Below are 12,892 nucleotides of genomic sequence, written 5' to 3'. Positions count from 1 at the left end.
AAGTCAGAAGCCGCTTAAGGATGCGGGCTGGCTCATGAAGCTGCCCGAAGCTGAGTTAGCAGAACAGACCGCCGCGCTGGCGAAAAGCCTTCCGGCTGACTGGCAGCCCCGCATTCAGCAACTCCAGGAAAAAATGATGGCCTGGGTGGAGGCCAGAAAGGCCGAAGCCGCCGCCACGGAGAGCGTTGAGGCGCTGCGCCAGAGCCAGGCACAGACGGAGCAGGCAGGCCAGGACAACCGTGCGCGCTTTCGTGAGCTTCTGGAGCAGAATGGCGGCACCGTCACGCAGGAGATGAAGGCGCTGCGTGCGGAGTACCTGGAGCAGCAGGAAACAGCGACCGAGCTGGCCGGACTGATTACTCAAAGGGAAAAGCAACTGCCGGGGCTGGCCGACGTGACCGGGCAAAAGGCCCACGCTTACATCACCTGCCATGAGCGCATCATGGACGAGCGCATCGATGCGCTCATTGATGAATTCTTTATCTTCCACGCCATTGAGCTGACCAGCCTGCTCAGAATGAAGTACAGCCAGTTTGAACGATATGGCTCACCCCATGCGCCGGGTGTACTTGAAGGGGCGAACGATGCAGACACGCTCTACCGTGGGTATATTATGAATCTGATGCTGAGCTGGACAAATACAAAGCTGCCGCTGATGTTCCGTGATGATGTTATCAGCCTTGCCGGACCCTACCCCTTCAGGGGGGCCGGAACTGACCGGCGCAAGCGTAAACGGTTCCCGGGCCAGAAATAACACCCCACAGCCCGGCACCTGCCGGGCTTTTTTACGTCTGCTGCGTGAGTGCATGTCTATGCTGCATGAAAACGCATGAGTCTCAGACACCCAAAAGCGGCAGCAAAGGCCAGTGGCGGCGCGGGCCGGAGCCACTCATGCAGATGCATGAAAACCGCTACATGAAGTGCGCAGGCGTGGCGGGGCTACGAGAGCGCGCTGGCATCATTATGCTACGCGGTACTGACAATTGCGTGATATGTAAATTTATTTCACTGTACTGATGCATCAGTTACTCTACGTAGATTAATCAAGTAATGACTGGAAGATCATAATGTTCCAAATATCTGCTGGCGTATTCTTCGAACAGAATAAAATTGAAAAACACGATGGTATTTTTGTTTTTTATTCCAATGTTGATGTTTTTTTTCCAATAGAGAATGAGTTGCCCTATTTTAAAATCAATAAAACAAGTCATGATGGTGTGAATTCATATGTCGTTAATTACAATCTTCTCACTGAAAAGCCTGAAAGAATTGAAGCGGGCGTTGTTATCCGAGCAGGAGATGAAGACTATATGCAGCAGTTTATTTTGTTGTGGGAGTTCTATTTTGATTGTGTGGCTCGGGTAGAAAAAGAATCGGTAAAAAATATATGCGCACAGCTAAATTTCAATAAGAAGTATTCAAAAACTGTACTTGAGGTTGCACCTTATTTGGTTGAGATAAACAAACATATCTCAATTGAAAATGCTAATGGATTTTCTGAGTTCGTTAAAAATGTAGTTAGCTTAGAACGTGCTGCTTATAAATCAACAATAGCGGCTCTAAAAATAATTAGTGACTCAAAAGAATCTTTATCAACTAACTTTGACTTAACATATTCAATGTTAGTTTATGCACTTGAGTCCCTATCTCAAAAAAATGATAGTTATAGATCAGTTTGGGATGACTACGATCAAAAAGGTAGGGGGGAGCTTGATGTTGTGTTTAAAAATATTTCAAGCGAACAAGTTGATAGGATTAAGGGTATTCTAATTGATGGTAAACAGTTTAAATTGCAAAAAAGATTTAAAGATTTTATATTCAACAATATTGAAGATTCTTATTTTTACGAGTCTACACGATATCCTATTCGTTATAGTTTTCTTGGTAGGGCGTTAGATAATTTATACAAAATAAGATCTTCTTTTGTACATGAGCTTAAACCATTAGATGCAATGATATCTAAGGCTTACAATCCTGTTGGTGATAATCTGGTTCTTTTTGGTGAGCCTTACTTTACTTACTCTGGACTACTTCGATTACTACGCCATGTGATAATGAATTTTTGTAAAAAAAATCCTAGTCATAAACGTGAGTCCATCAATTGGGTTATGGAAACATCTAGTGTGATGGTTGCTCAAGTATCAGCACACCATTGGCTTTGGGAACCAAGTGGCTTTACAGCGCAAGGCGTAAATAAATGGTTCAGTGAATATCTAAATATGCTGAATTTTAAAAAGGTAACGAATTTGCAAGCTATAATGGATAAGATTGAAAATATTTACGATCAATCAAAAAAAGAATATAAAAATGGCCTGCTAAGCTTCTATTTTTTTTACAATTTAATTCATAACGAAGATAGGTGTGAATGGTATGAATTTGCCAATAAGCGCAGTTATATACTAATTGAAGATATATATTGGTATGCAAGTTCTCCTTATTTGTATTCATCTTTTACAAATACTATTAATGGAGTTGCCAATCTTAAGACGCTTAGGAATTTTTTAAATGTTTTTGAAGTTTACGATAAAAATAAGTTTAAGCCCAATCGTTTGAACCTTCCTGCCATGACTGAAGTGATTATGTTACTTTGCGCAGCAAATTCCTTCTTTAGAATTGGGCTTTATAAGGATTATATTTTAATGGTTAATCGCGCCCTAAAGGAAATTGCAGCAGTCAAAACGCTCTTTGATTATATCAAAAAATGCGCAACTAACTCCCAACTTATTGATTTGGTTGAATGTTTAAGGCTGTGCCGTGAAGTAAAAGATTAAGTCTTTGCACTCTTAATATATCTTCCCCACCAATCCATTAATTCAATACGCTGCACCAGATAAGTGGAGCGATTATATGCTTTCCTTATTTCATTTCTATCAGTGTGAGCTAAAGCTGCTTCAATAACATCAGAGTTTAAAGCAGCTTCATTCATAGCTGTACTGGCGATAGAACGCAAACCATGTGCAACAAGCTTTCCACCATATCCGATTCTTTTAAGCGCAGCATTAGCAGTCTGACTATTCATTGGCTGCTTAGGGTCATTTCTACTAGGAAAAACAAATTCTCGATGGGAACTGATAGGCTTCATAACTTCAAGAATTTCTAGTGCTTGTTGGGAGAGAGGAACTAGGTGCTCTCGCTTAGCTTTCATACGCTCAGCTGGAATTGTCCAAATTTTTGTATCAAGATCGATCTCTTTCCAACGTGTGCCTGAAGCTTCGGATGGCCTCACGAGCGTCAAGAGTTGCCATTCTATTAGGCAGCGAGTCGAAACTGATAAATTTGACATGGCTAAGGATTTCATCAGCCTTGATAACTCTTCTGGCCGCAGCGTTGGCATATTCTGCTTTTTAGGCTTCTCAAAAGCCATACCAATACCTGATCCTGGATTGGCATCAATCAAACCAGTATTAGTCGCGTAAATCATTATTTCGTTGATACGTTGTACTAAGCGACGAACTGTTTCCAGCGCACCACGCACTTTGATAGGCTCAAGTGCTTCAACCAATGTTCTAGCTTTGATTTGCTGAACAGGTATCTCACCAATGGCAGGGAATACATCTTTTTCTAATGAGCGCCAAATGTCTTTTGCGTAATCCGGTGTAACGCTTTTGCTTTTGAGCTGAAACCAATTAGCCGCCACGGTTGAGAAAATGCTGTCTAAGGCAATCTGCTGCTGTTCTGTAGCCTGTTCGGCCTGAGTTTGTGGGTCAATGCCGTTAGCTAACAACGAGAGGTATTCAGCGCGTAGGCGTCGGGCATCAGCCAGCGACAGAGCAGGGAAGGCACCGAGGCCCATCATTGTACGCTGCTTTGTCGCTGGCCTTTGATAGCGGAAACGCCAAAGCTTCTTTCCTGTGGTTTTCACCACCACAAAAAGTCCATCGCCATCATGCAGCGTCAGATCTTTATCAATGGCTTTGGAACGAAGTATTTCTGTGTTGGTGAGAGGGCGCGTAGTCCTTGCCATGCGGGGCTTTCCTGCGTGAATTGGTATACGTTATTGGCATACATTCTATCGTATACCAATTCGTATACCAATAATCACCGGATTTCACCGGATTAGCTCGGACTATTACAGACACAAAAAAGCCCGCAGGGCTTGTGCCGTGCGGGCTTTCAGGATTTCACCGGACGTATCCGGATCATTGTGTGGTGGAGCTGGCGGGAGTTGAACCCGCGTCCGAAATTACTACACCGTCGGCACTACATGCTTAGTACAGTCTTTACATTCGCCGGTCAGCTGCGGACAGACACGCCACTAACAGACTAGCCTGATTCAGTTTAACGCTTCAACCCCAGGCAAGGCATCCACGCGATCTCTTTTGGGTTTGACCTCTCTTGATCCCCGTCCTAAGAGCGGAGGCTAGGGAGAGAGGGCTCTAAGCAGGTTATTAAGCTGCTAGTGCGTAGTTTTCGTCGTTTGCGACTATTTTTTTGCGGCTTTTTACGAGGCCAACCGCCCCTCGGCATGCTCCTAAGGCTTCACAATCCCGTCGAATCCAGAATCAGCCCCAGAACTTCAAATACTAGCAAAAAAGCGTATCGAAATCCAGTGTTTAACGATTGGCGTTCTTCATGATACGCGCTTTATCCATTTGCCATTCGCGATCTTTGATGTCATTGCGCTTGTCGTGCTCTTTCTTACCGCGAGCAACGCCAATTTTTAACTTACACCAGGCGTTCTTCCAGTAGAGCGACAGCGCCACAACGGTATAGCCTTCGCGGTTCACACGGCCGTAAAGTGAGTCCAGCTCACGCTGCTTTAACAGCAGTTTACGGCTGCGGGTGGGATCGCAGACCACGTGCGATGAGGCCACCGCAAGCGGTTGAAAAGTGGAGCCGAACAGATAAGCTTCACCATCACGCAGCAGAATGTAGCTGTCGCTGATGTTGGCTTTACCTGCACGGAGTGATTTAACTTCCCATCCCTGTAGCGACAGGCCGGCTTCGAACTCTTCTTCAATGAAGTATTCGTGGCGGGCGCGCTTGTTCATGGCAATGGTGGCAGAACCGGGTTTGTGTGCTTTTTTCTTTGTCATAATGCCGCGTATTTTACATCACTTGGTCGGTTATCGCATCCCCAGTCCAGCGGGGCAGCAGGAAACAGGGTATTCTAGCACACCATGGCAATGAGGAATTTTTGTTTAATCGCTGAAAATGCTATTATTTAGCGGTTTTGTGACGAACAGGAACCATTATGGCTCAGATTAGTCGTTCGGCGCTTGTCCCCTTTAGCGCCGGACAAATGTACCAACTTGTAAATGATGTGGATGCTTACCCGCAATTCCTGCCGGGCTGCACCGGAAGCCGCGTACTGGATGCCTCAGAGAATCAAATGACGGCTTCAGTCGATGTGTCGAAAGCGGGCATCAGCAAAACATTTACCACCCGAAATACGCTGACCGACAACCAGAGCATTCATATGCAACTGGTCGATGGGCCGTTCCGTAAGCTCACCGGCGGCTGGCGCTTTGTCGATCTCGGGGATGATGCCTGTAAGGTCGAGCTGAGCCTGGAGTTTGAGTTCACCAACATGCTGGTCGAAATGGCATTTGGTCGAATCTTCAAAGAGCTGGCCAACAGCATGGTGCAGGCCTTTACCCAGCGCGCCAAAGAGGTTTACAGTGCCTGATATCTCTGTCGAGGTGGTGTACGCCCTGCCTGAAAAACAGTATCAGCATTACGTAAAACTGGAAGAGGGCAGCACGGTTGAGCAGGCTATCCGCAAATCAGGCTTGCTGGAACTGCGGCCTGAAATCGATCTCGCCAGCAACAAGGTGGGGATTTACAGCCATCCGGTAAAACTGAGCGATACCGTGCAGGAAGGCGACCGGGTTGAGATCTATCGCCCGCTGATTGCCGACCCGAAAGAGCTTCGTCGTCAACGAGCAGAGCGCGCGGCAAGCAGTAAAAAATAATCTCGGTTCGATTTCTGAGCATGAAAAAGGCGCTGATTAGCGCCTTTTTACGTTCTGTCTTTTACGTTCGCTCTTACTGCGTTCGATGGTGCTAAGTCGCTTGTCGGTAACGAACCTGGCGTCCTGGATTAATTATCCTGTGAAGAAGACAGCGCGGGCTTGTTATCGATGTTGGTCAGTACGCCGCTACGGTCAAAGGTCAGGGTCAGCGTTTGCTGTTTTACCTTCTCGTGGCCTGGCTCCTCACGGAAGACGTAGTACCAGACATTGCTGCCAAAGGGATCTTTCATCATTGGCGTACCCAGCGTATAGGCAACCTGCTGCTGAGTCATACCGGTGTGAATCTTGGCAACATCGTTAGCAACCAGATAGTTGCCCTGATTGATATCGGGGCGATAAACAACGCGCTCTAAAGTGGAACATCCGGCGGTCATCATTAACATTACCACTGCCGCGGCAGTCAGCGTTTTACAGCGCATCTATACATTCCTTTTCCGGGGCGAAACGCCTTTTACAGGCTGTTCTTCTGCCATCAAATTCTGAACTCTGCCTGCGGCAGGCTTTATTATTCAGGCGACATTAGCTGTCGATGATAATAAACCTTTTCGCTATTGGAAACCTCTACAGAGCATGCATATGACCACGCTGTGGTAAAAAAGTGCATATCAGGCCGCTAAAAGTTCTTTCGCGTTAGCCAGTGTGTTGCGGGTGACCTCGCTGCCGCCCAGTAACCTCGCCAGTTCCTGCAGGCGTGCGCGCTTATCCAGAGGCTGCATATGCGTTTCTGTCATTTCGCCATCGGTTTCCTTGCTGACAAAGAAATGCTGATGGCCACAGCCCGCAACCTGCGGCAGGTGGGTTACGCACATCACCTGGGTAGATTCGCCCAACTGACGCAACATTTTACCCACTACCGCAGCCGTCGGACCGCTAATCCCCACGTCAACTTCGTCGAAAATCATCGCCGGCGTTTCCATTTTCTTAGCGGTGATAACCTGAATCGCCAGCGCGATACGCGACAGCTCACCACCCGAGGCGACTTTCCCCAGCGGCTGCAACGGCTGTCCGGGGTTGGTTGTTACCTGAAAATCAATGCGGCTGGCGCCGTCGGCGGTCAGTTGCTCCGGGTTAAAAATCAGCTCAATGGCAAAGCGGCCGTGCGGCATCGAAAGCAGATGCATGCTTTGGGTAATCAGCTGCTGTAGCTCGTTGGCATAAAGGGTGCGTTGCGCATGCAGTTGCTCCGCGCACGCCAGGGCAGCCTTGTAGTGTTCGGTTACCAACGTCTGCAGGCTTTCCTGATCGCTTTCCTGCTGTGACAGCAGTTCCGCTTCATCGAGTAGTTGCTGGTGCACGGCGGGCAGGCCCTCTGGTGCCACATGGTGCTTGCGGGCCAGGGCGATTTGCCGGGAGATGCGCTGTTCCAGCTCATAGAGGCGGTTCGGATCCAGATCCAGACTGTCGCAGTAGTGACGCAGTTCGTCACTGGCTTCGCTCAGTTGAATGGCGGCTTCTTCCAGCAGGTTATAAACGCCGCTGACTTTGTCATCCATCGCAGTGAGTTCAGACAGCATCTGACGCGCGCTGTACAGCATGCTGTTCAGATTGGTGTCATCACTGTCGGCTAACAGCTGCAGCGCCTGCTGGCTGGTCGACAGCAACTGGCCGCTGTTCGCCAGGCGTTTGTACTCTTCGTCAATCTGCTCAAATTCTCCTGCCACCGGCGCAAACTCGTTCAGCTCTTTAAGCTGATACTGCAACAGCTCACGGCGGGATTCCCGCTCCTGCGCCTGTTGTTGATGCTGCGCCAGCGTGCGGCAGCTCTGGTGCCATGTCTGATAGGATGCCCGCATCTGAACGAGCAGGTCGTCATGACCGGCGTAGGCATCCAGCAGGTGCTTTTGATGATCGGGTTTGAGCAGCAGCTGATGGGCATGCTGGCCGTGGATTTGGATCAGCAACTGGCCCAGATCGCGTAACTGCGAGAGAGGAACGGCCGTACCATTGATAAAGCCGCGTGAGCGACCATCGGCGCTGATGACGCGGCGCAGCAGGCACTCGTTGCCGTCGTCGAGATGATTATCACTCAGCCAGCGCTGGGCAGACGGCGACGCTTTAATTTGAAAGCGCGCACACAGGTCAGCACGGCTGGCCCCCTGACGCACCATGTCCGCATCGGCGCGACCGCCGAGGCACAACCCAAGCGCATCGATAGCAATAGACTTGCCTGCACCGGTCTCACCGGTGATGGCGGTCATACCGCGTTGGAAATCAATGTCGAGCTCACGAACGATAGCGAAATTGCTGATGGTCAGTTGTGCCAGCATAGCGTCACCTGTATGAATAAACACATATGGTTTTTCATACAGTATAAACTGGTTTTTTATCCAGTAAAGAGGGCGCGCTCATTTTCAGAACAATTTTTTTGACCAGCCCAGTTTTGAACTCAGCGTATTGAAATAACTGTAATTTTTAGGATGGATAAGGTTGAGATGATTTTCGCTACGGCGAATCAGCACATCTTCTCCTTCCTGGATAGGCAGCGCAATCTGGCTGTCACAGCTGATCTCAAGGTCGTTACGCCGTGCCGAGAAACGCAGCCGAATCGTACTGCTGCTGTTGATCACCAGCGGGCGCGCCGACAACGTGTGCGGGAACATGGGCACAATGGTAATGGCGTCCAGAGAGGGCGTTAAAATCGGGCCGCCCGCTGAAAGCGAATAGGCGGTGGAACCGGTAGGCGTGGAAATAATCAGGCCATCAGAACGCTGCGAGAAGGCAAAGACTTCGTCGATGTACACTTCAAACTCGATCATGTGCGCGACTTTGCCCGGATGCAGCACCACTTCATTGATGGCGCTGCCAATACGCGGGGAGCAATCCGTCTTGCAGACCTGCGCTTCCAGCAGAAAGCGGCTTTCGACAAAATAGTTGCCGTTCAGCACTTCATCGAGCTGGTGATGGGCGTTATCGGGGTCAAGATCGGTTAAAAACCCTAAATTACCGCGGTTAATGCCAATCACTTTTATGTCATAACGCGCCAGTACTCTGGCGGCACCTAACATATTGCCGTCGCCGCCCACCACGACGGCCAGATCGGCCTGTTGGCCAATTTCAGCCAGCGTACCGGTCTGAACATCCCCCAGCGACAGTTCCTGTGCAATCTGCTGTTCAACGATAACGGGATAGCCTTTGGCAGTCAGCCAGCGACACAGCATCTCATGTGTGGTGAGCGCGGTAGGATGGCGTGGATGGCCCACAATACCAATGCAGTTAAAGTGTTTGTTCATCGAGTGGGTGTTCCTCATAAGCCAAATCGGCACGATGATGTGACGTGTTCCCTTGAATCCGTCAAACCAATCCCCATAATAAGCCAACCAGCGACGTGAATGTGCAAAACGCGGAGAAATTCATGAGTAGTAAAGAACAGAACACCCCAAACGAGCAAGTCTCAGACGAAATTCAACAGGATCAACACCAACCTCAGGACGCGGAGACAGCAGTAGAGGTGGATCCGCGTGATGAGCGCATCGCTCAGCTTGAAGCTGAGTTAGCCCAGTTGCAGACGGGCGTGCGTGATGCGCAGCTGCGTGCGCAGGCAGAAATTGAAAACGTTCGCCGCCGCACCGAGATGGATATTGAAAAAGCGCACAAGTTTGCGCTGGAGAAGTTTGCCAATGAGCTGCTTCCGGTGATCGATAGCCTGGAACGTGCACTGGAACTGGCCAACAAAGAAGACGAGAAGTCTGCCTCTATGGTTGAAGGTATTGAGCTTACGCTGAAATCCCTGCTGGGCGCGGTGCGTAAATTCGGTGTTGAAGTGGTCGGCGAAACCGGTGTGCCCTTTAATCCTGAAGTGCACCAGGCGATGTCGATGATGGAGTCTGAGGATGTCGAGCCTAACCACGTCATGATGGTCATGCAACGCGGTTATACACTTAACGGCCGCCTGCTGCGTCCGGCCATGGTTGCCGTGGCGAAAGCGAAAGCCTGATTACTGTCTTACCCTGCAAACGGCCGCGCACTGACGCGGCCGTTTGTGTTTATGGCGTTTACTCAGGTAATACCGGCGTCCAGTTAATCGGCGTTTTACCGGCATCGCGTAACAGCGCATTGGTTTGGGAAAAATGCTGGCAGCCAAAGAAGCCACGATGCGCGGAAAGCGGGGAAGGGTGCGGCGCCTGCAGCACGTGATGGCGCTGGCGATCGATAATGCTGCCTTTCTTCTGGGCGTGCGAGCCCCACAGTAGAAAGATCACGCCTTCACGCTGTTCGTTGATAGCTTTAATTACCGTATCGGTAAAGGTTTCCCATCCCAGTCGGGCGTGAGAGTGCGCTTTACCGGCTTCAACGGTCAGTACGGTGTTCAGTAACATCACGCCCTGTTCCGCCCAGCTTGCCAGATAACCATGGCTGGGCCGCTCAAACCCCGGAATGTCCTGCTGCAGCTCTTTGTACATGTTCTGCAGTGACGGCGGCGTCTGCACGCCCGGTAGCACAGAGAAAGCCAGCCCGTGTGCCTGGTTCGGGCCGTGATAAGGGTCCTGCCCCAGAATCACGACGTTAACGTCACCTAATTCGGTTAAGCGAAACGCGTTAAACACATCTTTCTGTGGCGGATAAACCGTTACGCCTGCGGCCCGCTGATTCGCGACATGCTTCAGGGTTTCAATGAAGTAGGGTTTTTCTTTCTCTTCGGCCAGCACGTCGTGCCAGGTCAGCTTTTCAGCCATGATCAACTCCCTTGTATTTCGAACCCTAAGCTTAGCGGTTCAGTCTTCAGACATGAAGCCCAAAAATTTTTGAAGAATTAAACAAAATTTTCCTAAGGCGGGTTTTTAAAATCAAAAGCTTACCAGGGTGGCGATAAAACGCCCGGCGGTAATTGATGCAGGTCAAAACTATGGCAGACATCGGGTGGTATACCAACAGCTCAAATTGACTGAGTCACGGTGTAGACGAAGGTCGCACCTTGCAGGAGGGATTGAAATGATCACAGGTATTCAGATTACCCAATCGAGTAATCCGGCGTTAATTAACTCTTTCTGGCTGCTGGACGAAGAAAAAGCCGAAGCGAGCTGCCTCTGTGCCGTTGCAGGCTATCAGGAGGATCAGATTGTGAAGATTGGGGAGTTAGGCGACGTGGCTTACCGCGACGTGCCGGTTGAGGTGAAACCTCAGGTTCGCGTAGAGGGCGGTCAGCATCTCAACGTCAACGTATTGCGCCGCGAAACGCTGGAAGATGCCGTGAAACATCCCGAAAAGTATCCCCAGCTGACGATCCGTGTTTCGGGCTATGCCGTGCGCTTTAACTCACTGACCGCGGAACAGCAGCGCGATGTGATTGCCCGTACCTTTACTGAAAGTTTGTAACGGATCGGGCGCTGAAATAAAACGCAGCGCCTGTCTGCAAAATTTATCAATGTTAACAATATGATAAATTTTATTGGGTAAGCGCGCGTTTGGGCTGGCAGGCCAGCGTGGGCTGTTCGATGCTAAAATCACGCTAAACGCATATTTACAGGCCTTTCAAAAACAAAAATCGCCTCACTGGAGGCGATTTTTTTAAGTCCGTGCTGATTTATTCCGCACTCTCGCTGCCCGGCGTACTGCCGCTCGGCTTGCGACGCTTGCCCACGTTTTTGAGGTCACGGTGACGCTTTTTAACCCGCGGTTTCTCTTCTTCTTTCGCTTTTTTCTCTGCACGCTTGGCAAGCGCCTTTTTCGACGGTTTTCCCGTCGTTTTCGCCGATGGCGCGCGCGTAACAGGACGCAGCTCGTCAATCACCCGGGCTTTAATCGGTTCATCAACGTAGCGGCTGACTTTACCCAGCAGCAGATGGTCGTGTGCTTCAACCAGCGAAATCGCGATACCTTTACGACCGGCCCGGCCAGTACGGCCAATGCGGTGCAGATAGGTGTCAGCGGTGCGCGGCATATCGAAGTTGATGACGTGGCTGACATCGTCGACGTCAATGCCGCGTGCGGCAATATCGGTCGCCACCAGCACATTGACGCGGCCCTCGACCAGGCGTTTAATCGCCTCATTGCGTTTAGCCTGCACCATTTCACCTTCGAGGTAGCTGGTGCGGATACCGGCATCATGCAGCCAGCTGACCAGCTCATGCAGACGTTCGCGCTTGCGCACAAACACAATTGAACGGGTCACTTCCGGCTGCTTTAACAGATGAACCAGCAGCTTTGTCTTGTGCTCAAGATCGTCGGCGCGGTGATACCACTGCTGAATCTTCTTACGCTCGCGACGGCTGGGATCGGCTTCCAGTTCAACCGGTTCATTCAGCAGGCGCTCGGCAAAATCCTTGATATGCTCGCCTTCCAGCGTGGCAGAAAACAGCATCGTCTGTTTGCGCCAGCGCGTTTCGCCCGCGATGGTTTCAATATCCTGAGCAAAGCCCATGTCCAGCATGCGGTCGGCTTCATCCAGGATCAGCGTTTCTACGGCGCGGCAGTCAAAGTTTTCTTCTTTAATGTATTGCAGCAGACGACCAGTGGTGGCAACCACGACATCCTGATTTTCGCTAAACACTTCAGCGTGGTTCATGAAGGCCACGCCGCCAGTGATGGTGGCGATATCCAGATGCGTGTGTTTCGCCAGTTCCCGTGCCTGGTCGGCAACCTGCATGGCCAGCTCACGGGTTGGCGTTAAAATTAAAATACGCGGCGGGCCAGACTTCTTGCGCGGAAAATCGAGCAGGTGCTGCAACACCGGTAATAAATACGCGGCGGTTTTCCCGGTCCCGGTAGGTGCCGAACCTAGAACGTCGCGGCCCTCCAGCGCGGGGGGAATGGCAGCAGCCTGAATTGCTGTCGGGCGCGTATAGCCTTTCTCCTGCAGCGCTTCAAGCAGGCTTTCGTCGAGTTCAAGTTCGGAAAATGTGGTTACGGTCATGTTCTACCTCAGTTTGGGGCGCTGATTATAGACAGATCGAACATAATCTTCATCTGTTTATCGGTAT

Annotated in this window: 13 protein-coding genes and 1 other RNA gene; 6 read left to right on the top strand and 8 right to left on the bottom strand. The window is 50.1% G+C overall.

Translation table 11 applies throughout. From position 1 onward, the window contains the following. Together DFO57_RS19210 and DFO57_RS19200 are read left to right on the top strand one after the other, a co-directional pair. On the top strand, nucleotides 1–754 hold a 754-nt coding region (locus tag DFO57_RS19210), incomplete at its 5' end, for a hypothetical protein (RefSeq protein ID WP_110015603.1). A gap of 313 nt (nucleotides 755–1,067) precedes the next feature. Then, nucleotides 1,068–2,771: a hypothetical protein gene (locus DFO57_RS19200; RefSeq protein WP_110015601.1), complete on the top strand. Its 1,704-nt coding sequence runs from the start codon at nucleotides 1,068–1,070 to the stop codon at nucleotides 2,769–2,771. Here the strand turns inward: DFO57_RS19200 and DFO57_RS19195 are convergent. The 3 genes from DFO57_RS19195 to smpB form a co-directional block, all read right to left on the bottom strand. Further along, on the bottom strand, nucleotides 2,768–3,964 hold the full coding sequence (locus DFO57_RS19195; RefSeq protein ID WP_110015600.1) for an integrase domain-containing protein: 1,197 nt from the start codon (nucleotides 3,962–3,964) through the stop codon (nucleotides 2,768–2,770). The genes DFO57_RS19200 and DFO57_RS19195 overlap by 4 nt on opposite strands. 183 nt (nucleotides 3,965–4,147) lie before the next feature. Continuing rightward, nucleotides 4,148–4,510: a transfer-messenger RNA gene (gene ssrA, locus DFO57_RS19190) on the bottom strand. Nucleotides 4,511–4,553: 43 nt separating this feature from the next. Beyond that, nucleotides 4,554–5,036: an SsrA-binding protein SmpB gene (gene smpB, locus DFO57_RS19185; protein ID WP_013026784.1), complete on the bottom strand. Its 483-nt coding sequence runs from the start codon at nucleotides 5,034–5,036 to the stop codon at nucleotides 4,554–4,556. A gap of 158 nt (nucleotides 5,037–5,194) precedes the next feature. Here smpB and DFO57_RS19180 point away from each other — a divergent pair, with 158 nt between their 5' ends. After that, a complete protein-coding gene (locus DFO57_RS19180; protein WP_013026783.1) occupies nucleotides 5,195–5,629 on the top strand; it encodes a type II toxin-antitoxin system RatA family toxin in 435 nt (144 codons plus the stop codon). Continuing rightward, nucleotides 5,622–5,915: an RnfH family protein gene (locus DFO57_RS19175; RefSeq protein WP_013026782.1), complete on the top strand. Its 294-nt coding sequence runs from the start codon at nucleotides 5,622–5,624 to the stop codon at nucleotides 5,913–5,915. Before DFO57_RS19180 ends, DFO57_RS19175 begins: the two co-directional genes overlap by 8 nt. A 128-nt stretch (nucleotides 5,916–6,043) precedes the next feature. Here the strand turns inward: DFO57_RS19175 and bamE are convergent, their stop codons facing one another. The 3 genes from bamE to nadK form a co-directional block, all read right to left on the bottom strand. Next, complete coding sequence (bamE, locus tag DFO57_RS19170; RefSeq protein ID WP_014605250.1) at nucleotides 6,044–6,394, bottom strand: outer membrane protein assembly factor BamE; 351 nt, start codon at nucleotides 6,392–6,394, stop codon at nucleotides 6,044–6,046. Nucleotides 6,395–6,580: 186 nt separating this feature from the next. Further along, nucleotides 6,581–8,242: a DNA repair protein RecN gene (gene recN, locus DFO57_RS19165; protein WP_064352276.1), complete on the bottom strand. Its 1,662-nt coding sequence runs from the start codon at nucleotides 8,240–8,242 to the stop codon at nucleotides 6,581–6,583. 84 nt (nucleotides 8,243–8,326) lie between these two features. Next, a complete protein-coding gene (nadK, locus tag DFO57_RS19160; protein ID WP_015699721.1) occupies nucleotides 8,327–9,205 on the bottom strand; it encodes an NAD(+) kinase in 879 nt (292 codons plus the stop codon). Nucleotides 9,206–9,327: 122 nt separating this feature from the next. On the opposite strand from nadK, the gene grpE reads away from it, so the two are divergent. Further along, the gene (gene grpE, locus DFO57_RS19150; protein ID WP_015699722.1) at nucleotides 9,328–9,909 is read left to right on the top strand and encodes a nucleotide exchange factor GrpE; all 582 of its coding nucleotides are present in this window, start codon (nucleotides 9,328–9,330) and stop codon (nucleotides 9,907–9,909) included. A 58-nt stretch (nucleotides 9,910–9,967) separates the two neighbouring features. Here the strand turns inward: grpE and ung are convergent, their stop codons facing one another. Further along, nucleotides 9,968–10,648: a uracil-DNA glycosylase gene (gene ung, locus DFO57_RS19145; protein WP_014594344.1), complete on the bottom strand. Its 681-nt coding sequence runs from the start codon at nucleotides 10,646–10,648 to the stop codon at nucleotides 9,968–9,970. Nucleotides 10,649–10,904: 256 nt separating this feature from the next. On the opposite strand from ung, the gene grcA reads away from it, so the two are divergent. Continuing rightward, a complete protein-coding gene (grcA, locus tag DFO57_RS19140; RefSeq protein ID WP_110015599.1) occupies nucleotides 10,905–11,288 on the top strand; it encodes an autonomous glycyl radical cofactor GrcA in 384 nt (127 codons plus the stop codon). 208 nt (nucleotides 11,289–11,496) lie between these two features. Here the strand turns inward: grcA and srmB are convergent, their stop codons facing one another. Further along, nucleotides 11,497–12,825, bottom strand: coding sequence for an ATP-dependent RNA helicase SrmB (gene srmB / locus DFO57_RS19135; RefSeq protein WP_014594342.1), 1,329 nt, complete (start codon nucleotides 12,823–12,825; stop codon nucleotides 11,497–11,499). Nucleotides 12,826–12,892 lie beyond the last annotated feature (67 nt).

The organism is Pantoea sp. AG702 (assembly GCF_003182295.1).
Lineage (GTDB): Bacteria > Pseudomonadota > Gammaproteobacteria > Enterobacterales > Enterobacteriaceae > Pantoea > Pantoea ananatis.
This window is presented reverse-complemented; position numbering and strand designations above follow the sequence as displayed.

Coding starts and splice junctions, on each gene's coding strand:
- DFO57_RS19200 (WP_110015601.1), top strand. CDS start 1,068: ATGTTCCAAATATCTGCTGGCGTATTCTTCGAACAGAATAAAATTGAA.
- DFO57_RS19195 (WP_110015600.1), bottom strand. CDS start 3,964: ATGGCAAGGACTACGCGCCCTCTCACCAACACAGAAATACTTCGTTCC.
- smpB (WP_013026784.1), bottom strand. CDS start 5,036: ATGACAAAGAAAAAAGCACACAAACCCGGTTCTGCCACCATTGCCATG.
- DFO57_RS19180 (WP_013026783.1), top strand. CDS start 5,195: ATGGCTCAGATTAGTCGTTCGGCGCTTGTCCCCTTTAGCGCCGGACAA.
- bamE (WP_014605250.1), bottom strand. CDS start 6,394: ATGCGCTGTAAAACGCTGACTGCCGCGGCAGTGGTAATGTTAATGATG.
- recN (WP_064352276.1), bottom strand. CDS start 8,242: ATGCTGGCACAACTGACCATCAGCAATTTCGCTATCGTTCGTGAGCTC.
- nadK (WP_015699721.1), bottom strand. CDS start 9,205: ATGAACAAACACTTTAACTGCATTGGTATTGTGGGCCATCCACGCCAT.
- grpE (WP_015699722.1), top strand. CDS start 9,328: ATGAGTAGTAAAGAACAGAACACCCCAAACGAGCAAGTCTCAGACGAA.
- ung (WP_014594344.1), bottom strand. CDS start 10,648: ATGGCTGAAAAGCTGACCTGGCACGACGTGCTGGCCGAAGAGAAAGAA.
- grcA (WP_110015599.1), top strand. CDS start 10,905: ATGATCACAGGTATTCAGATTACCCAATCGAGTAATCCGGCGTTAATT.
- srmB (WP_014594342.1), bottom strand. CDS start 12,825: ATGACCGTAACCACATTTTCCGAACTTGAACTCGACGAAAGCCTGCTT.